Annotated in this window: 17 protein-coding genes; 10 read left to right on the forward strand and 7 right to left on the reverse strand. The window is 69.1% G+C overall.

All coding sequences use genetic code 11. The features are described 5' to 3' along the window. Positions 1–134 precede the first annotated feature (134 nt). The 9 genes from rpmH to R2S09_RS01785 all read left to right on the forward strand — a co-directional run bounded on the left by rpmH (position 135) and on the right by R2S09_RS01785 (position 7060). Positions 135–272 (forward strand): 50S ribosomal protein L34, encoded by a 138-nt coding sequence (rpmH, locus tag R2S09_RS01745; RefSeq protein ID WP_003956500.1) that lies wholly within the window; start codon positions 135–137, stop codon positions 270–272. 21 nt (positions 273–293) lie between these two features. Further along, on the forward strand, positions 294–665 hold the full coding sequence (gene rnpA / locus R2S09_RS01750) for a ribonuclease P protein component (protein WP_306184579.1): 372 nt from the start codon (positions 294–296) through the stop codon (positions 663–665). Next, positions 662–1015, forward strand: coding sequence for a membrane protein insertion efficiency factor YidD (gene yidD, locus R2S09_RS01755; protein ID WP_306184577.1), 354 nt, complete (start codon positions 662–664; stop codon positions 1013–1015). Before rnpA ends, yidD begins: the two co-directional genes overlap by 4 nt. Positions 1016–1018: 3 nt before the next feature. Then, positions 1019–2353, forward strand: coding sequence for a membrane protein insertase YidC (gene yidC / locus R2S09_RS01760; RefSeq protein WP_306184576.1), 1335 nt, complete (start codon positions 1019–1021; stop codon positions 2351–2353). Between the two features lie 15 nt (positions 2354–2368). Beyond that, on the forward strand, positions 2369–2881 hold the full coding sequence (locus R2S09_RS01765) for a R3H domain-containing nucleic acid-binding protein (protein WP_306184574.1): 513 nt from the start codon (positions 2369–2371) through the stop codon (positions 2879–2881). 117 nt (positions 2882–2998) lie between these two features. Then, positions 2999–3715: a 16S rRNA (guanine(527)-N(7))-methyltransferase RsmG gene (gene rsmG, locus R2S09_RS01770; RefSeq protein ID WP_316739361.1), complete on the forward strand. Its 717-nt coding sequence runs from the start codon at positions 2999–3001 to the stop codon at positions 3713–3715. A gap of 300 nt (positions 3716–4015) precedes the next feature. Beyond that, a complete protein-coding gene (locus R2S09_RS01775) occupies positions 4016–5089 on the forward strand; it encodes a ParA family protein (protein WP_078917019.1) in 1074 nt (357 codons plus the stop codon). Continuing rightward, positions 5086–6198, forward strand: coding sequence for a ParB/RepB/Spo0J family partition protein (locus R2S09_RS01780; protein WP_316739363.1), 1113 nt, complete (start codon positions 5086–5088; stop codon positions 6196–6198). The genes R2S09_RS01775 and R2S09_RS01780 overlap by 4 nt, the downstream gene beginning before the upstream one ends. A 244-nt stretch (positions 6199–6442) precedes the next feature. Beyond that, entirely contained in the window at positions 6443–7060 is a 618-nt protein-coding gene (locus R2S09_RS01785; protein ID WP_306184568.1) for a GNAT family N-acetyltransferase, read from the forward strand. A 102-nt stretch (positions 7061–7162) separates the two neighbouring features. Here R2S09_RS01785 and trxA read toward each other — a convergent pair whose 3' ends face one another. The 7 genes from trxA to R2S09_RS01820 form a co-directional block, all read right to left on the reverse strand. Continuing rightward, the gene (trxA, locus tag R2S09_RS01790; protein WP_030168520.1) at positions 7163–7495 is read right to left on the reverse strand and encodes a thioredoxin; all 333 of its coding nucleotides are present in this window, start codon (positions 7493–7495) and stop codon (positions 7163–7165) included. 43 nt (positions 7496–7538) lie between these two features. Continuing rightward, on the reverse strand, positions 7539–8510 hold the full coding sequence (trxB, locus tag R2S09_RS01795; protein ID WP_316739367.1) for a thioredoxin-disulfide reductase: 972 nt from the start codon (positions 8508–8510) through the stop codon (positions 7539–7541). A gap of 169 nt (positions 8511–8679) precedes the next feature. Beyond that, positions 8680–9582, reverse strand: coding sequence for a zf-HC2 domain-containing protein (locus R2S09_RS01800; protein ID WP_316739369.1), 903 nt, complete (start codon positions 9580–9582; stop codon positions 8680–8682). Continuing rightward, positions 9579–10307, reverse strand: coding sequence for an RNA polymerase sigma factor SigM (sigM, locus tag R2S09_RS01805; RefSeq protein WP_306184561.1), 729 nt, complete (start codon positions 10305–10307; stop codon positions 9579–9581). Before sigM ends, R2S09_RS01800 begins: the two co-directional genes overlap by 4 nt. Positions 10308–10360: 53 nt before the next feature. Beyond that, entirely contained in the window at positions 10361–12058 is a 1698-nt protein-coding gene (locus R2S09_RS01810) for a protein kinase family protein (RefSeq protein ID WP_316739371.1), read from the reverse strand. A gap of 118 nt (positions 12059–12176) precedes the next feature. Then, positions 12177–14507 (reverse strand): murein biosynthesis integral membrane protein MurJ, encoded by a 2331-nt coding sequence (murJ, locus tag R2S09_RS01815; RefSeq protein ID WP_316739372.1) that lies wholly within the window; start codon positions 14505–14507, stop codon positions 12177–12179. 45 nt (positions 14508–14552) lie between these two features. Next, the gene (locus R2S09_RS01820; protein ID WP_316739374.1) at positions 14553–16997 is read right to left on the reverse strand and encodes a DUF6049 family protein; all 2445 of its coding nucleotides are present in this window, start codon (positions 16995–16997) and stop codon (positions 14553–14555) included. Positions 16998–17312: 315 nt separating this feature from the next. Here R2S09_RS01820 and R2S09_RS01825 point away from each other — a divergent pair, with 315 nt between their 5' ends. After that, the gene (locus R2S09_RS01825) at positions 17313–18779 is read left to right on the forward strand and encodes a CCA tRNA nucleotidyltransferase (RefSeq protein WP_316739375.1); all 1467 of its coding nucleotides are present in this window, start codon (positions 17313–17315) and stop codon (positions 18777–18779) included. Positions 18780–18788 lie beyond the last annotated feature (9 nt).

The following is an 18788-nucleotide window of genomic DNA, read 5'->3' on the forward strand; positions in this document are numbered from 1 at the left end:
CCTCCGATGGGCACAGATCGCGTCAAGGTGATCGGTAAGCGGTGCACTCGGGCGTTACTGCGAGCTACTCGTGGGCGCACGGTGACAGCCAGGACGGCACCCCGCCACTACCGATTTATTTCTGGAGCCCCCGAGTGAGCAAGCGCACCTTCCAGCCGAACAACCGTCGTCGCGCGAAGACCCACGGCTTCCGGCTGCGTATGCGCACCCGTGCCGGCCGCGCGATTCTCGCGTCCCGCCGTAGCAAGGGTCGCGCCCGTCTGTCCGCCTGATCCCGGTCAGGTCATGACGTCGTGCTGCCCACCGAGAACCGGCTGAGGCGGCGCGAGGACTTCGCGACCGCGGTACGACGAGGGCGCCGGGCAGGACGCCCACTCCTTGTCGTCCACCTTCGTAGCGGTGCCACGGACCCGCACGCGCCAGGGGAGAGCGCTCCCCCGCCGCGTGCGGGTTTCGTCGTGAGCAAGGCAGTGGGTGGCGCGGTCGTGCGCAACGTCGTGAAGCGCAGACTTCGCCATCTGATGCGTGACCGAGTCGCCTTGCTGCCCCCCGGTAGCCTGGTAGTCGTACGAGCGCTGCCCGGAGCCGGTGACGCCGACCACGCACAGCTGGCCCGAGACCTGGATGCCGCCCTTCGACGACTGCTGGGAGGGGGCGCGCGATGAAGTACCCGCTGCTGGCTCTCATCAAGCTGTACCAGTGGACCATCAGCCCGTTGCTCGGGCCGGTGTGCAAGTACTACCCGTCGTGTTCCCACTACGGCTACACGGCCATCGACCGGCACGGTGCGGTGAAGGGAACAGCGCTTACCGCCTGGCGGATCCTGCGGTGCAATCCGTGGTCGCTGGGTGGTGTGGACCACGTTCCTCCGCGCAAGCGTCCGCGGTGGCACGAACTGTTGCGTGACGCCTGGCGTGCACGCAAGGGCGGGCCCTCCGCCGCCGAAACGGCCACCGACGGGATCATCCCGTCGAGCCCGGCCGCGAAGACCTCGTCCCATGCCCAAGGAGCATGATTAGTGGACACGATTGCCAGTCTTTTCAGTTTCATCACCTGGCCCGTCTCCTGGGTCATCGTCCAGTTCCACAAGGTGTACGGGGCGATCTTCGGACCTGACACCGGGTGGGCCTGGGGCCTGTCCATCGTGTCCCTGGTGATCCTGATCCGCATCTGCCTGATCCCGCTCTTCGTGAAGCAGATCAAGGCGACGCGCGCGATGCAGACGCTCCAGCCGGAGATGAAGAAGATCCAGGAGCGCTACAAGAACGACAAGCAGCGTCAGTCCGAAGAGATGATGAAGCTGTACAAGGAGACGGGCACCAACCCGCTCTCCTCGTGCCTTCCCATCCTGGCGCAGTCCCCGTTCTTCTTCGCCCTGTACCACGTGCTCAACGGCATCGCGACGGGCAAGACGATCGGCGTCATCGACGACCAGCTGCTCGCCAGCGCCCGTCAGGCGCACATCTTCGGCGCGCCGCTCGCGGCGAAGTTCATGGACAGCTCGGACAAGGTCGCGGCCCTCGGCGCCTCGCTGACCGATGTCCGGATCGTGACCGCGGTCATGATCGTCCTGATGTCGTTCTCGCAGTTCTACACGCAGCGCCAGCTGATGACCAAGAACGTCGACACGACGGTGAAGACGCCGTTCATGCAGCAGCAGAAGATGCTGATGTACGTCTTCCCGGTCATGTTCGCCGTCTTCGGCATCAACTTCCCGGTCGGTGTCCTCGTCTACTGGCTGACCACCAACGTGTGGACCATGGGCCAGCAGATGTACGTCATCCACAACAACCCCACCCCGGGTTCCAAGGCCCAGGCCGCCTACCTGGAGCGTCTGTACAAGCACGTGACGCACCACGGCAAGACGCGCAACCGGCGTGAGAAGGCCATCGTCAAGGCGATCGTCGTCAAGGGCCGGGACCGCAACGAGTTCGAGCGCAAGTTCATCAACGGCCTGAACAAGGCCGGGCTGGCGGCCCAGACCGACGGCAGCGTGGTGAAGAGCGAGGCCGCCGTCGCCGCGCAGTCCGAGGACGGCACGACCACCACCGCGACCGCCGGTACTCCCCGGCGCCAGCAGCCCAAGCGGCAGACTAAGGCCCAGCGCCAGTCAGGCGGCCCGAAGGCGGCCGGGGCCGGTGACGCCGAGGCCGGTGACGCTGAGACGGACACGCCGGCGACGTCGCTGAGCAAGTCCGACGAGCCGCAGGACGCCCCGCCCGCCGCTGCCGGCAAGTCCGCCCCGAAGTCCGGGAACGGCAACCGCAGCAAGGCCCAGTCCGGGCAGCGCGGCAAGGCGCAGTCCGGGCAGCGCAAGGGTCCGCAGCGGCCCAAGTCCCCGTCCAAGAAGTAAGAAGGAGCCCATCCCGTGACGGAAGGCACCACCTCCGCCGCTGCCGAGGGCGCAGACGCCCTGACCCGCCTGGAGCAGGAGGGCGAGATCGCGGCGGACTACCTCGAGGGTCTGCTGGACATCGCCGACCTCGACGGCGACATCGACATGGATGTCGAGGCCGACCGCGCCTCTGTCTCGATCATCAGCGACACCGACGGCCGTGACCTGCAGAAGCTGGTCGGCCGGGACGGCGAGGTGCTGGAGGCGCTGCAGGAGCTCACGCGCCTGGCGGTGCACCGGGAAACGGGCGACCGCAGCCGCCTCATGCTGGACATCGCGGGCTACCGTGCCAGGAAGCGGTCCGAGCTGTCCGAGCTGGGCGCCAAGGCCGCGGCCGAGGCAAAGAGCAGCGGCGAGCCCGTGAAGCTGAGGCCGATGACGCCGTTCGAGCGCAAGGTCGTGCATGACGCGGTCAAGGCCGCGGGCCTGCGCAGCGAGTCCGAGGGCGAGGAGCCGCAGCGCTTCGTCGTCGTGCTTCCTGCCTGAGCGGTCTCACACTCCACCGGCCCCGTCTGTTGCGCAGGCGGGGCCGCAATCTTGTCAGCCTGGTAGTTCTGGTGGTCGGCGCTGAACGCGCTGATGCGGTACGGAAGGACGGTCCCCGTGACGGAGGCAGCGGAGCTCCCCCCTGCGCCCGAGCAGGCACGTGACGTATTCGGTGATCGTTTCGTGGATGCGGTCCGGTACGCCGAGCTGCTGGCCGAGGCAGGAGTACAGCGAGGGCTCATCGGCCCGCGTGAGGTACCCCGTCTGTGGGAGCGGCACCTGCTCAACTGCGCGGTGCTCTCCGAGGTCGTCCCCGAGGGGGTGACGGTGTGCGATGTCGGCTCCGGCGCCGGCCTGCCGGGTATCCCGCTGGCGCTGGTCCGGGAGGACCTGAAGATCACGCTGCTGGAGCCGCTGCTGCGGCGTACCACCTTCCTCACGGAGGTCGTCGAGCTCCTCGGGCTCGACCATGTGACGGTCGTCCGGGGCCGGGCCGAGGAGGTCATGGGCAAGATCCCGCCGGTCCATGTGGTGACCGCCCGGGCCGTGGCCCCGCTGGACCGGCTGGCCACCTGGGGCATCCCCCTGCTGCGCCCGTACGGCGAGATGCTCGCCCTCAAGGGAGACACGGCCGAGGAGGAGCTGAAGAGCGCGGCCACCGCTCTGAGCAAGCTCGGCGCGGTGGAGACCTCCATCCTGCATGTGGGTGAGGGAGTCGTGGATCCGCTGTCCACGGTGGTGCGCGTCGAGGTCGGGGAGAGCCCGGGCGGTGTGCGCTTCGCGGCCAAGCGGGCGAAGGCGGCCCGGACGGGGCGGACGCGACGCCGTCGCTGACGACTCCTGTGGAGCGGGCGCGATGGTGCTCGTGTCCAGCTTGGCTGATCGGGCGTACTCCACACAAGCTGCCCAACCTGCGCATGACGGAGTGTCGCGACAATTCGGCCACGGCTGCTGTGCATCGTGTTTCACGTGAAACGTCGCTCACTGCTGCACGGCATCATCAACCGTGGTCGCGCTGCGGCCCAACCTCGCGATCGCAAGCCGCTCGGTTCACTCGGAGAGGGAACGGAGTTGTCCACAGAGGTGGATTTCTCCACAGAACGTCAGGCCTCACTGGTTCGCGACCCCGATGGCATGGGAGGCTCTGTTCATTGCGAGCCTGAAGTCGAGGAGAGTGAATCCTTGCGGTCCGACGCCAACATCGCGGGACCGATGACCGATCCGGTCCCCGGTCCCCGTACCGAGTCGATGGGGGAGCATGTTTCACGTGAAACACCACCCCCGATGGACGACACTCCCATCGGTCGTGCTGCCCAACTGGCGGTCGAGGCTCTAGGCCGCGCCGGTGAGGGCCTTCCGCGGCCCGAACAGACCCGAGTCATCGTGGTCGCCAACCAGAAGGGTGGCGTGGGCAAGACGACGACGACCGTCAATCTTGCCGCTTCGCTGGCTCTGCACGGCAGCCGTGTCCTGGTCATCGACCTGGACCCCCAGGGCAATGCCTCCACTGCGCTGGGAATCGACCACCACGCCGAAGTTCCCTCCATCTACGACGTACTGGTGGAGAGCAAGCCGCTGGCGGAGGTCGTCCAGCCCGTCCCCGACGTCGAGGGTCTCTTCTGTGCCCCCGCCACGATCGATCTCGCCGGTGCGGAGATCGAGCTGGTGTCCCTGGTGGCCCGCGAGAGCCGGTTGCAGCGGGCGATCCAGGCCTATGAGCAGCCGCTGGACTACATCCTCATCGACTGCCCGCCCTCGCTCGGCCTGCTGACGGTCAATGCGCTGGTCGCCGGACAGGAGGTCCTCATCCCGATCCAGTGCGAGTACTACGCGCTGGAGGGCCTTGGGCAGCTACTGCGCAACGTCGACCTGGTCCGCGGGCACCTCAACCCTGCTCTGCACGTCTCGACCATTCTGCTCACCATGTACGACGGCCGGACGCGCCTGGCGTCCCAGGTCGCGGAAGAGGTGCGCAGCCACTTCGGTGACGAGGTGCTGCGGACGAGCATTCCCCGCTCCGTCCGTATTTCCGAGGCCCCCAGCTATGGACAGACGGTGCTGACTTACGATCCAGGATCGAGCGGTGCCCTCTCCTACTTCGAGGCGGCACGAGAAATCGCGCTGAAGGGCGTTGGCGTCAGCTATGACCCCATGCGTGCCCACATCGGCGCACAGAGCGACCCGAGCATGGTGGAGGGGATCCAGTGAGTGATCGACGAAGGGGGCTGGGCCGTGGCCTGGGAGCACTGATCCCACCTGCCCCCACAGGAGAGAGGCCGGCGGCTCAGACGGCGGTCGGGGGCGCTGCTTCCACGTCACCCACGGCCGTTCCGGTGCTGACCGCTGACCGTAGCGATCGCGGGGTGGCCGCAGCGAAGGTGACGACGCTGCCCGCTGTTTCACGTGAAACAGCGGAACTGCCGACGAGCGGAAGCCCGGAAGTGCCGGCACCTCCGATGGGTGCCCACTTCGCAGAGATCCCTCTCGACTCCATCACGCCGAACCCGCGCCAGCCGCGCGAGGTCTTCGACGACGATGCGCTCGCCGAGCTCGTCACCTCCATCAAGGAGGTCGGCCTCCTCCAGCCCGTCGTCGTACGGCAGCTCGGTCCCGAGCGGTACGAGCTCATCATGGGCGAGCGACGCTGGCGGGCCTGCCGTGAGGCGGGGCTCGAGGCGATCCCGGCGATCGTGCGGGCGACGGACGACGAGAAGCTCCTTCTGGACGCCCTGCTGGAGAACCTCCACCGGGCGCAGCTGAACCCGCTGGAAGAGGCTGCCGCCTACGACCAGCTGTTGAAGGACTTCAACTGCACTCATGACCAGCTGGCCGACCGCATCGGCCGTTCCCGTCCGCAGGTCTCCAACACGCTGCGACTGCTCAAGCTCCCGGCCGCGGTGCAGAGCCGGGTCGCCGCCGGAGTGCTGTCCGCCGGGCACGCTCGGGCGCTGCTGTCGGTCGAGGACCCGGAGGAGCAGAACCGGCTGGCCCGGCGGATCGTGGCCGAGGGGCTCTCGGTGCGGGCGGTCGAGGAGATCGTGCAGCTGATGGGGGCGCGGCCGCAGGCGGCACCGCGGTCCAAGGGCCCCCGTGCCGGGGCCAGGGTCTCACCGGCCCTGTCGGATCTCGCTACCCGGCTGTCCGACCGCTTCGAGACCCGGGTGAAGGTGGACCTGGGCCAGAAGAAGGGCAAGATCACCGTCGAGTTCGCCTCCATGGAGGATCTGGAGCGCATCCTCGGCACCCTGGCTCCGGGCGAGGGCCCGGTGCTGCAGAAGAGCCTCGTGGAGGGTGGGTCGGAGGAGACGGACGACTGAGGCCCCTTGTACAAGGGGCGGCCTCGGTTGACGGCTGCGCTTCGGAAGCACGACAGAAGGCGCTCGGCTGGGGCGGGCTGTGTCCGGTCTATACCGGAACACGGTCCGTCCTTTGCTTTGAGGCGGTATCGATGGAATCGCATCCTGGATACGATGCGATCGGGTACGGCGCATCCACCCGGCAGCACCTCTGGTTGACGGCCGCTCGTGACATCGCTGGCGCAGGAAGCGAGGATCAGCCTTCATGGGCCGTAGGCTCCTACCGCTCACGCTGGACAACCTCCAGGACCTTCCCAAGCGCTGTCGCGCGTGTGTCTTCTGGGAACTGGATCCCGTCAGTGGGCAAGCCGCGGTGAAGGCAGGTACGCCCGCGCTGGAGAAGGAGGCGTGGATCTCCGCCGTCCTCCTGGACTGGGGCTCCTGCGGCAGAGTGGTCTACGTCGACGACGTGCCGGTGGGCTTCGTGCTCTACGCTCCCCCTGCCTATGTGCCGCGGTCCCTGGCCTTTCCCACGAGTCCGGTCTCCCCGGACGCGGTGCAGTTGATGACCGGCTTCATCATGCCGGGCTACCAGGGACAGGGGCTGGGGCGCGTGCTGGTCCAGACGGTCGCGAAGGATCTGTTGCGCCGAGGCTTCAAGGCCATCGAGGCCTTCGGGGACGCCCGGTGGAAGGAACCCGCCTGTGTGCTGCCGGCCGACCATCTGCTGGCGGTCGGCTTCAAGACGGTCCGGCACCACCCCGCCCACCCGCGACTGCGGCTGGAACTGCGGTCGACTCTCTCCTGGCGGGAAGATGTGGAGATGGCGATCGACCGGCTACTGGGAGCAGTGCAGAAGGAACCGGCCCTTCGGCCGTTGTGAGCGTCGCCCAGCGTCGCTACCCAACACGAATGGGCCGACCCGAGAGGGTTGGCCCATTCGTGTTTCACGTGAAACATGCGCCGTCTGCTCGACGGCCCTGTGTCACTCGGCGATGAAGTCCTCGAGGTCGCGCAGGATCGCGGCCTTCGGCTTCGCGCCGACGATGGTCTTGGCGACCTCGCCGTTCTGGTAGACGTTCAGCGTCGGGATCGACATGACGCCGTACTTGGCTGCCGTACCCGGGTTCTCGTCGATGTTGAGCTTGACGACCTCGATCTTCTCGCCGTACTCGGCGGCGATCGCCTCGAGGGACGGCGCGATCTGGCGGCAGGGACCGCACCAGGCGGCCCAGAAGTCCACCAGGACGGGCTTGTCGCTCTTGAGGACATCCTCCTCGAAGGAGGAGTCGGTCACGTTCTTCAGGGTGCCTGCCACGGCGGGCTCCTTAACTGATGCGGGCGGTGAGGTGGTGGGGGTCTCAGACGGTGGTCTTCTCGGGCTCGGCCTTCTGCTCGTTGTCCGCGAGGGCGGCGAGGAAGCGCTCGGCGTCGAGAGCGGCGGAGCAGCCGGTGCCGGCCGCGGTGATGGCCTGCCGGTAGGTGTGGTCGACCACGTCACCGGCGCCGAAGACACCGGTGAGGTTGGTGCGGGTGGAGGGCGAGGCGACCTTCAGGTAGCCCTCCTCGTCCACGTCCAGTTGGCCCTTGAAGAGCTCGGTCCGCGGGTCGTGGCCGATCGCGATGAACAGTCCCGTCACCGGCAGGTCCGAGAGCTCACCGGTCTTGACGTTGCGCAGCTTCAGTCCGGAGAGCTTCTGCTCACCCTGGATCTCCGCCACCTCGCTGTCCCAGACGAACTTGATCTTCGGGTCGGCGAAGGCGCGCTCCTGCATGGTCTTGGAGGCACGCAGGGTGTCCCGGCGGTGGACGACGGTGACCGACTTGGCGAAGCGGGAGAGGAAGGTGGCCTCCTCCATGGCGGTGTCACCGCCACCGATCACAGCGATGTCCTGCTCCCTGAAGAAGAAGCCGTCACAGGTGGCGCACCAGGAGACACCGCGACCGGAGAGGGCGTCCTCGTTCGGCAGGCCGAGCTTGCGGTGCTGCGAGCCGGTGGTGACGATCACGGCCTTGGCGCGGTGCACCGTGCCCGAGGTGTCCGTGACGGTCTTGATCTCGCCCGTCAGGTCGACGGCGACCACATCGTCCGGGAGCAGCTCGGCGCCGAAGCGCTCGGCCTGGGCGCGCATGTTGTCCATGAGCTCGGGGCCCATGATGCCGTCGCGGAAGCCGGGGAAGTTCTCCACCTCGGTGGTGTTCATCAGCGCACCACCCGCGGTGACGGCGCCCTCGAACACCAGCGGCTTCAGCGACGCGCGCGCGGTGTAGAGCGCCGCCGTGTAGCCGGCAGGACCGGAGCCGATGATGATCACGTTACGGACGTCGCTCACGGCTTGATTCCTCGTCTCTGGACTGGGGCCTACTGCCGGGGGGAGCCTTGCTTGCTGCTCTCACCCCACCCAACGGATCCTAAGGGGCGTGCATTCCCGGTGCGCCCGGGCACACGGAGCTACCTCGATGGAGCGAGTACCGCGCCGCGCGACGAGCAGGCGTTCGCCCTCAGGAACGCGTGTAGGAATGCGAGAGCAGAACCTTGGCGGCGGCCGACGGGCGGTGGACACACGTCGCGTCGACGACGTAGGCCGTGACGTGGGCGCTGCTTCCGGGGGCGTCGGGCAGCACCAGAAGATAGGCGTCCTTGCCGTTGTAGGTGCCCGCCTCGGCGGCGAGTGGGGTCGTGCTGCTGCCCAGGCCCCCCAGGACGCACGGGGGAACCGAGACGGTGGGCGCGCTCTTGAGGATGTTCGGCTTGTCGCTGCCCTGGTCCGAGTCCGCACCGAAGCTGTGCGGCGCGTGGGTGGTGCCCTGCACCGTCTGGGTCTTGTCGAGGAGATTCGTGACCCGGTTCTTGAGCGTCGCCTCGGAGAAGGTGTCCGCGGAGGCGCTGGGCCGGCCGTGAGCCGTGGTGTCGGACCCCTTGTCGTCGTGCAGAGAGGTCAGCACCACGGACGCGACGCCCAGGGCGGCGACGGTGAGGGCGGTGCCGAGCACGGCGACCCTCCGGCGCCCGCGACGCGTGCGGGTCTTGCGGCCCGGTCCGGTGCCGTCGGTGCGAGCGCGGCCCGCCGGACGGTCCGCGAGCGGTGTTTCACGTGAAACAAGCGCGTGATGGCCGTCGCCGTCGTCGTTGCCGGCCCGGTCGATGGCGGTGCCGCCGACGCGTTCGGCGGCGAGAGCCGCGTCGATCCGCTCTGCGACGTCCCTGGGCATCTCCAGGGGCTCCGCCGAGGTCTCGAGCAGCCCTCGGATCTCCTCCAGCGACTCATGGACATCGGCACAAGAGGAGCACTCGTCCAGGTGCCGGAGCAGTTCCTCGGCCCGGGAGGGAGACAGCAGGCCGTCGGTGAGGTCGGAGATCTCGGTGACGTCCGGATGCCCGGCCGTATCCGTCGTGAATGTCACGCTCGCCCACCTCCGCCCTTCACAGCAGATGAATCACTTGGCCCGGTGTCCTGCGCACCTCTGTTCCGGGGTGCCGCTGCTGGTGGGACGGATGTCCCCTGCGCCCGGTTCCGTCCCGTGCCCCGCTCCTTCTTGTCTTTCTCGTCGCCGGGCCCGTCCGGCCGTAGATGGGTGAGCAAGGGCAGGAGCCTGGCTCTGCCCCGGGCACAGCGGCTCTTCACCGTTCCGGTCGGCACGTCGAGGATGCGGGCGGCCTCGGCGACGGGATAGCCCTGCATGTCCACGAGCACCAGGGCGGCCCGCTGGTCGGGCGGGAGGGTGCCCAGCGCCTCGACGAGCTGCCGCTGCACGTCGTTGCGCTCGGCGGGCGCCGAGGCCGACTCGTGCGGCTCCAGGAGCTGCTCCAGCCGCTCGGTGTCGTCCACCGGAGAGGTCTTCCGGGTGGCCGCCTTGCGGGCCCGGTCCAGGCAGGCGTTCACCGTGATCCGGTGCAGCCACGTCGTGACGGCCGACTGGCCGCGGAAGGTATGGGCGGCGCGGTAGGCGGAGACGAACGCGTCCTGCACGGCGTCGGCGGCCTCCTCACGGTCTCCCAGCGTGCGCAGGGCGACCGCCCAGAGCCGGTCCCGATGCCGCCGCACAAGCTCACCGAAGGCGTCGGGGTCGCCCGCCACATGGCGGGCCAGAAGTTCATGATCGGAGACGCCTTCGAGACCCTGCGGCATGCACCTTCACCCCCTCGCCCGACAACCACCGTCAGTTCGACGGTGAGACCTGATCAGGAGGTCACCTTGATGTCCGCCACTCTGGCCCGGTAGGTCCCGTCCGTCTGCAACGGCAGCTTCGTGAGCCAGACCAGGAGGTAGCGCGCGGTGAGGGGGCGAGCGGGCTTGAGTGTCACGCTCGTGCCGGAACCCGAGGCGACCTTGGCATAGCTCCCGAAGGATGTCGGCTCGGCACCCCTGTCCCCGCTCGCGGCACGCAGTTCGACGGACGTCGACCCGACGAACGAGACGGTCACCGTGCCGACCTGCTGGACCTTGCCGAGATCGAGAATGACGCCCAGCCCCGACTTCAGCCTCCCGAAGTCCGCACTCGTGTAGTAGTCGGTCTGCCAGTACGAGCTCGGATCACCGTCAGCGACCTTGCCCGTGTCGGACGACTTCTCGGAGCCGTCTCCGAACGGGTCGAAGTCCCGGACGCTGCTGATGGCGATCGGCTGGGCCGGCTTCGGCTGGTTCTCGTTCTTGTTGCCGCCGTCCTCTGTCTGAGTCTGGCTGTCCTTGGTGGACTTTCCGCCCTGGTCCATGAGGGCGTCGGCGAGCTGCCAGCTGCCCAGGCCCAGAGCGGCGATGAGGAGGGCGGAGACGGCCCACTTGAGGGCCTTGCCGGTGCGGCTCTGCAGTGCGGGCGGCGGAGCCGGGACCGGCTGGCCGGCACCGGGGTGCGGGGCCGGACGACCGTATGTGCCCTGCTGGTAGGAAGTGCCCTGGTACTCCGGCGGCGTGGTGAACGAGGGCTCCGGCGGACGGATCCGCGGCATCTCACCGATCGCCTTCACCAGTTCCTCCGGAGTGGTGCACGGGGACTCGTGGCGGGAGGCGGTGGCACCGTCGTTGGCGAGGGCGCGCATGGAGAGCTCGGACAGACCGCGATGGATACCGGCGCGCACCTGGTCGGGGGCGATGAGGCCGATGTCCTTGGGCAGGCCGGTCAGCCCGTAGGCGTCGTTCTCGTACGGCCAGCGCTGCGTGAGCGCCGCGTACAGCAGGGCGCCGATCGCCTCGGTGTCGGTGCGCTGCGGGGTGTCGGAGCTGATGCCACGCAGCGCGGCGTTCACGGCGAGGCCGCGGATGCGCCACTGGCCGGTGGAGGCGCGCAGCACGGCGTTGGGGTTCAGGCGCAGATGCGCGAGGCCCTCGCGGTGCGCCGCGGCCATGGCGGAGGCGACCTGGCTGACCAACTGGTAGGCGTCGTGCGGCTCCAGCGGCCCGGCGGAGAGCAGTGTCGTCAGTTCGACGGCGTCCGGCAGCCATTCGTGGACGACGTAGACGAGGTCGTTCTCCTCGACGGCGTCGAGGACCTGGACGAAGCGGGGGTCGCCCAGCAGGGCGGAGGAGCGGGCCGCGGCCAGCACGGCGCGGGCGCGGCCGTGGTCCGCGGGCAGGACGTGCACGCCGACGGCACGGCGGAGTTTCTCGTCCACCGCTCGCCAACTGCTGAATCCGTCCAGACGGGTGACGCACTCCTCGAGACGGTAGCGTCTGGCCAGCTTGTGACCGCTGTGCAGTTCAGGCGGTGAGGCCTTCCTTCCGGGAGGCTCGGTCCCGGCGTTCCCCTGTGCCTCGTCGTTGTCCGTGTCCCGCTCCCGGTTCTGGGCCACCCCGTCGGCCGTGGACTGGTCCGCCTCGGCGGTCAGCGACTTGTCGCCGCTGTTGTCTGCCACGTCGACGGCAGCCGTGCTCCGTTCCGCCACCGTCGCTCCTGCCTCCCCATCCATCGCGCGCTGTCCGACGCCGAAACCAATTGTGCCCACAGTCCGACGCTATGCACGACACACAGCTGCGGACGATGGTTGTGCGTGTACCCCCGCCTCAACGTCCCAGACGGCCGCGGACCATGCCGACGAGCGAGTTGAGCTCCTCGATGCGCATCCGGCGGGCGGCGACGAAGAAGACGCCCAGCAGCAGGGCTCCGCCGACCAGCAGCGCGGCGAACGACCCGACGACGCCCTGGCCGAGGGAGTGGCCGATGGCGTAGCAGGCCGCACCGCTGAGCAGCGCCGCCGGTACCGCCGCGATGCACAGCCGGGTGTACGTCCGCATCACACGCGCCCCGTCGAGGTCGCCGCCGAGCCGCTTGCGCAGCCGGTTCCAGGCGACGCCCACGCCGATGGCGTAGGCGAGACCGTAGGAGGCGGACATGCCGATCACGGCCCAGCGGGCCGGGAGCAGGAAGTAACACAGGCCCGAGGCGCTCGCGTTGACCGCGGCCACGATGACCGTGTTGTAGAAGGGGGTGCGGGTGTCCTCGTAGGCGTAGAAGGCGCGCAGGACGACGTACTGCACGGAGTACGGGATCAGCCCGAGGCCGAAGGCCATCAGCATGTAGCCCGTGTTCGTGGCAGCGCCGGTGCCGGCGGAGCCGAAGATCAGCGTACAGATGGGGACGCCGAGGGCGACGAAGGCGAAGGCGACCGGGACGATGGCGACGGCCGTGGTGCGCAGGCCCTGTGAGATGTCGTCGCGGACGGCGCCGGCGTCGCCCTCATTGGCCGAGCGGGAGATCCGCGGCAGCAGGGCCGCCATCAGGGAGACGGTGATGATGGCCTGCGGCAGGCCCCAGATCAGCTGGGCGTTGGCGTAGGCGGCGAAGCCGGTGCCGTCGATGTGCGCCTGGTTGCCCGACGACGTGGACAGCTGGGTGACGACGAGCGCGCCGGCCTGGTTCGCGAGGACGAACAACACGGTCCACTTGGCCAGCGTCATGGCCTTGCCCAGGCCGTGGCCTCGCCAGTCGAACCGCGGACGCAACCGGAATCCGGACTCGCGCAGATACGGGATCATCGCCAGGGACTGCACGACCATGCCGAGCAGGACGCCGACGCCGAGCAGGCGCTGTCCTTCGGGCGGGATGTTGGTGACCTCCATCCCGGAGTGCGCGGCGCTGCCGTACACCCAGATGAATGTGCCGAGCGTGATGATGATGACGATGTTGTTCAGCACCGGCGTCCACATCATCGCGCCGAACTTCCCGCGCGCGTTGAGGACCTGCCCCATGACCACGTGGATGCCCATGAAGAAGATCGAGGGCAGGAAGTACCGGACGAAGGTGACGCCGACCTCGTTCGCCGGCTGGTAGCCGGCGACGGAGTCGGACAGCAGGCGGATCAGATAGGGGGCTCCGAGCACGGCGACCACGGTGAGCACGCTGAGAGCCATCATGACCAGCGTCAGGAGCCGGTTGGCGTAGGCCTCGCCGCCGTCCTCGTCCTCCTTCATGGAGCGGACGAGCTGTGGGACGAAGACCGAGTTGAGGCCGCCGCCGACGGTCAGGATGTAGATCATGGTCGGCAGCTGGTAGGCGACCTGGAAGGTGTCGCCGAGCAGGCCGATGCCCAGCGCCGATGCGATCAGCGCGGAACGGATGAACCCGGTGAGGCGGGAGACCAGGGTGCCCGCCGCCATCACCGCACTCGACTTCAGCAGGCCGGAGGCCTTTCCGCCCTTCTTCGCCGGGGCGGGCGCGGGGGCGGCTGCGGAGGGTGGAGCGAAGGTGCCCATCGGGGCCGGAGCGGGACCGGGTACCGAGGGAGCGTCCATGGACGGGCGCCCGTCCATCGCCTGCGGGGTCTGGTAGCCGTGCGGACCGGGGGACGGGGGCTGGTAGCCCCCCTGCCGGGGGTCGTAGCCCTGCGGCCCGGGGTTCTGGTAGCCGGCCTGGCGCGGGTCCTGGTAGCCGCCCTGCTGCTGGTCGCGGAAGAGGTGGGCGAAGGCGTCCGGTTCGTGGTGCTCCTCGCCGGAGTGGCTGACCAGGTCGTCGACGCCCACGAACTGCGTGGTGCGCGGATCCTCGCCGTACGGCAGGTACTGGGTGGTTCCGGACGGCTCCGGCGGTGGGGTCTGCGCCCAGACGCGAGGGTCGGGGGCGTACGGCGACGGTGGCGGGCTGCCGTACAGAGGCTGCTGCGGCCCGTACGTGCCCGCGGGCGGCGGTGGGTGCGCGGCACGGTCGTACAGCGCCTCGCCGACCGGGTCCTGAGCGGTCAGGTCCTGCGCCTGGTAGGGGTCCTCGGTGTAGGCGTCCTGGAGGTACGTGTCCGCCGGAGGCTGCTGCGGCATCTGACCGTGTTCGGGGGGCGGTGCGTCGTGGTGACCCGAGCCGCCCACGGCCTGGCCGCGGTCACCGTCGTACGGCGCGTTCATGCTTACCCCACCTCATCGTCCCGGGCCCTCCGGGCCACGACATCCTCAACGGTCCACTTTCTCACCCGTGCCGGACGGGTCTGCGCTTTCCGCTGCGGTGTCCGGTGCCGGGTCACTCGCCTGCTCCGGGGCATCTGCCCGGGAACGGGAGCCCGACTCTTCCGTGAGACGTTCGGCGGGGGTCTCGGGGTTCTCCGATCCGCCTGTCTCCGGTCCGGCCGCGCTCGAGGCGGACTCGTCGGGGCCGCCGGAGCCGTCCTCGGCGTCCTTCGTCTCCTGCGCGTCCTCGGCCTTCTCCCTGGCCGCCGCCCGCTTGCGCTGGGTGTACATGCGGAAGCCGGCGAGGACGAGGAGCAGCACCCCACCGCCGATGACCAGCATCACGGTGGCGGTGATCTCGGTGACCTTCACGTCGAAGGTGACGGGCGCGCCGTACACCTGGCCGTCCTGCGTGTACAGCTGGGCGATCACCGTCACGGGGCCGTTGGCGTTGGCCGACGTGGTGAACTTCACGGACTGGCTGTGGCCGCCGGAGACCGCCACCTGCTGTTCCGCGTAGGCCTCGCCGCCGATCTTGAGGCGGGTGGGGTTGGTCGAGGTGAGCCGCAGCACCAGATGGTCGACGCCCTGCACCAGGTTGTTCTGCACGGTCACGGGGATCGTGGCGCTGTGGCCGGAGAGCTTCGTCTCCGACTTGTCGATCAGCTTGACCTCGTCGGTGAGGTCGTCGAGGTAGGCCTCCACCTCGCCCCGGAAGCTCTCCGCCGCGCTCTTCCGGCCCCGCCACGACGTGGACATCTCGCGGTTCATGGCCCGTCCGAACGGCGTGACGACCCGGGACTGGTCGGTGAGTACGACCTTGAAGTTGTCGACCTTGTCCTGCGTCCTGGCGATCACCGCGAAGGCGGAGTGCCGGAGCTCACGCTTGCGCAGTGAGGAGGGGTAGTCCGAGGTCGAGGGGATCGTGGTCGTGGCCGCGGGGTCCGGCTTGGCCTTGGCCGCCGCGGCCAGGTTCTGGGGCTGGGACCAGGTGCTCTGCTGGAGAGCGGTCAGGGCCTGCGCCATGACCTGCGCCTGGCTCGCGCTGGGCATGCGCTGCGGGGCGACGACGACGCTGCGCTGCTTGCTCGTCTGGTTGTTCAGCGCGAGGCTCTGGGCCAGGAAACGCTGCACGGCGAGCGTGCCGGCGCCGGCCCGCGTCATGTCACCCTCGAACGCCTTCGACATCCGTGCGTCGGTGACGACGGCCGTGGTGCCCCCGCCGACCGGGCGGGCCGCGGAGGGCGTGTAGGTCAGGGCGTCGGACTCCTGGATGCTGTCGCTGCGTGCGATGACCTTGTCCGCCCCCGCGGAGGTGGCGACCCTGATGATCGCCGGGTCGACGGCACCGTCCACCGGCCAGGCGAAGTCCGTGTCGGGCTTCACGTGGAGCACGGTCTCCACCGTGCTGCCGGCGACGTCGGTGGCGTCCTTGAGCTGGCTCAGCGATCCGGCGACGCTCGTGCCGCTGTGGGCGATGGAGGCCAGGTCCGGGTCGGCGAAGGGCAGCGCCACGACTTCCTTGCCCGCCACCGCCTGCTGCAGTGCGTCGAGCCACTGCTTGGCCACGGCCTGGTGGGTGCCGGCGACCGGGGTGGAGCCGGCCTTCGTCTGGACGCGGTAGTTGCGCGTCATGGCGTCGACGGACGCCAGCAGATCCGGGTCGATCACCCAGGTGACGTCGAGATCCTTGCCCAGGGTCAGCATCCGCTCCAGCCGGCCGCCGGGGGCGAGGTCCTTGGCGAGGTCGTCGTTGAGGAAGACCGGGGTCTGCTGCGTGCCGGGGCCCGTCTCCGCCGTCATATGGGCGGTGGACACCAGCGGCCACAGAAACGTCGTCTTCGTCTTCGTGTCCGCTTCGTCGGCCTGCCAGGGCAGGAAGGTGTGCTGGATGCCCAGCACCTGCTCCCATGGCTGCGCGGATGTCTGGCCGGACAGCGAGACGGAGAACTCGTAGACCCCGTCCGCGCCCAGGTTCAGCTTGTCGACCGGTACGGAGATGCTGAAGTGCTCGGCGACGCCGGGGGCGAGCTCGGCGAACCTCTGGGCGTACTTGTCGCCGATCTCCGGGCCGTCGGCGATCGGTACGAAATCGGTCCGCCGGGCGACGTCGTCGATCGCGGAGCGGGTGCCCAGTTCCTGGCCGACACGCAGACCCACATGGGCGTCGGTGACCGGCTGCTTGCCGTTGTTCGTCACGGTGCCCGAGACGGTCAGCGTGTCGTCGTCCGAGGGGGCACTGGGACTGAGCGAGTCGAGGGAGACGGCCACCGTGCGCGAGCCGGAGGCGGCCCGGAGCGAGTCCTGACCGGTGGCATGCGCACTGGGAGCGGCCGAGAACTGGAGCAGACCGGCCAGCAGGGGCGCCCCGGCGAGCAGTGTCCCGGCCCGCCGCAGCAGGCGGCGGGCAGGTGAGGGACTGGTCCCCTGGAAGTCTGCCGCCTCGGCCACGCGCTCGCCCGTCCCTCGTCGTCGTCAGTGGTCGTCGGAATGTGCGTCCACGCATGGTAACGATGCGCGCCGAGAGGAAGTGCCACGGAGGCGGCCACAAGATCGGCGGCAAGGCGAGGGCGCCCTGGATATGCCCCTATCCGGGGATGCTGTCCAGTACGTCACAAACACGAGGCTTGTGCACGGCGGAGAGGTGGGCGCGGTGCGAGGAGTGAGCAAAGGAATGAGCAGAAGCCGGCTGCCCGTGGACGTCGCCGCGGTCGGGCGCGTTATGTCGCGGCGGCCCGGCGCCCGGGCCACGTACCCTTTTCTGTTGTGCCGAACGCCAACGATGACACTTCCTCTGCCCTGAGCCAGGCGCAGCAGCGCGCGGTGAGCGAACTGCTGCGAGTGGCCCCCGTCGCCGACGACCTCGCGCGCCGTTTCCAGGAGGCCGGGTTCTCGCTCGCCCTGGTCGGCGGCTCGGTCCGGGACGCGCTGCTCGGCCGGCTCGGCAACGACCTGGACTTCACGACCGACGCCCGTCCCGAGGACGTCCTGAAGATCGTGCGGCCCTGGGCGGACGCGGTGTGGGACGTCGGCATCGCCTTCGGCACGGTCGGCGCCCAGAAGCAGGCCCGCGTCGAAGAGGCCGATCGGTCCTTCCAGATCGAGGTGACGACCTACCGGTCCGAGGCCTACGACCGCACCTCGCGCAAGCCCGAGGTGTCCTACGGCGACTCCATCGAGGATGACCTCGTCCGCCGGGACTTCACCGTCAACGCGATGGCGGTGGCCCTGCCGGAGAAGAGGTTCATCGACCCGCACGGTGGCCTGGAGGACCTTGCGACGCGCGTGCTGCGCACCCCCGGAACGCCCGAGGAGTCGTTCTCCGACGACCCGCTGCGCATGATGCGGGCCGCGCGTTTCGCCGCCCAGCTCGACTTCGACGTCGCGCCCGAGGTCGTCACGGCGATGAAGGAGATGTCCGGGCGTATCGAGATCATCTCCGCCGAACGCGTACGGGACGAACTCAACAAGCTGATCCTGTCCACCCACCCGCGCAAGGGCCTGTCCCTTCTCGTCGACACGGGGATCGCCGACCGGGTGCTGCCCGAGCTGCCGGCCCTGCGTCTGGAGAGCGACGAGCACCACCGGCACAAGGACGTCTACGACCACACGCTGATCGTCCTGGAGCAGGCGATGGCCCTGGAGGAGAACGGCCCCGACCTCACGCTGCGGCTGGCCGCGCTGCTGCACGACATCGGCAAGCCGCGCACCCGGCGCTTCGAGAACGACGGCCGGGTTTCCTTCCACCACCACGAGGTGGTCGGCGCGAAGATGACCAAGAAGCGCATGACCGCCCTGAAGTACTCCAACGAGCTGGTGAAGGACGTCTCCCGTCTCGTCGAACTGCACCTGCGGTTCCACGGCTACGGCACCAGCGGGTGGACGGACTCCGCGGTCCGCCGTTATGTCCGCGACGCCGGACCGCTCCTGGACCGCCTCCACAAGCTGACCCGCTCCGACTGCACCACGCGCAACAGGCGCAAGGCGGCCGCTCTCTCCCACGCCTACGACGGCCTGGAGAAGCGCATCGCCCAGTTGCAGGAGCAGGAGGAGCTGGACGCGATCCGCCCGGACCTCGACGGCAATCAGATCATGGAGATCCTGGGCATCAAGCCCGGACCGGCCGTCGGCCGCGCCTACAAGCACATGCTGGAGCTCCGCCTCGAGAACGGCCCGATGGGGCACGACGCGGCGGTGGCGGCCCTGAAGGAATGGTGGGCCGAGCAGGGCTGAGTGCATGCC

This window comes from Streptomyces sp. MK7 (assembly GCF_032658145.1).
GTDB lineage: Bacteria > Actinomycetota > Actinomycetes > Streptomycetales > Streptomycetaceae > Streptomyces > Streptomyces spiralis.

Bases quoted from the DNA above. Each gene is read 5' to 3' on its own strand.
- yidD (WP_306184577.1), top strand. From the start codon at position 662: ATGAAGTACCCGCTGCTGGCTCTCATCAAGCTGTACCAGTGGACCATC.
- R2S09_RS01775 (WP_078917019.1), top strand. From the start codon at position 4,016: ATGGGAGGCTCTGTTCATTGCGAGCCTGAAGTCGAGGAGAGTGAATCC.
- R2S09_RS01785 (WP_306184568.1), top strand. From the start codon at position 6,443: ATGGGCCGTAGGCTCCTACCGCTCACGCTGGACAACCTCCAGGACCTT.
- sigM (WP_306184561.1), bottom strand. From the start codon at position 10,307: ATGCCGCAGGGTCTCGAAGGCGTCTCCGATCATGAACTTCTGGCCCGC.
- murJ (WP_316739372.1), bottom strand. From the start codon at position 14,507: ATGAACGCGCCGTACGACGGTGACCGCGGCCAGGCCGTGGGCGGCTCG.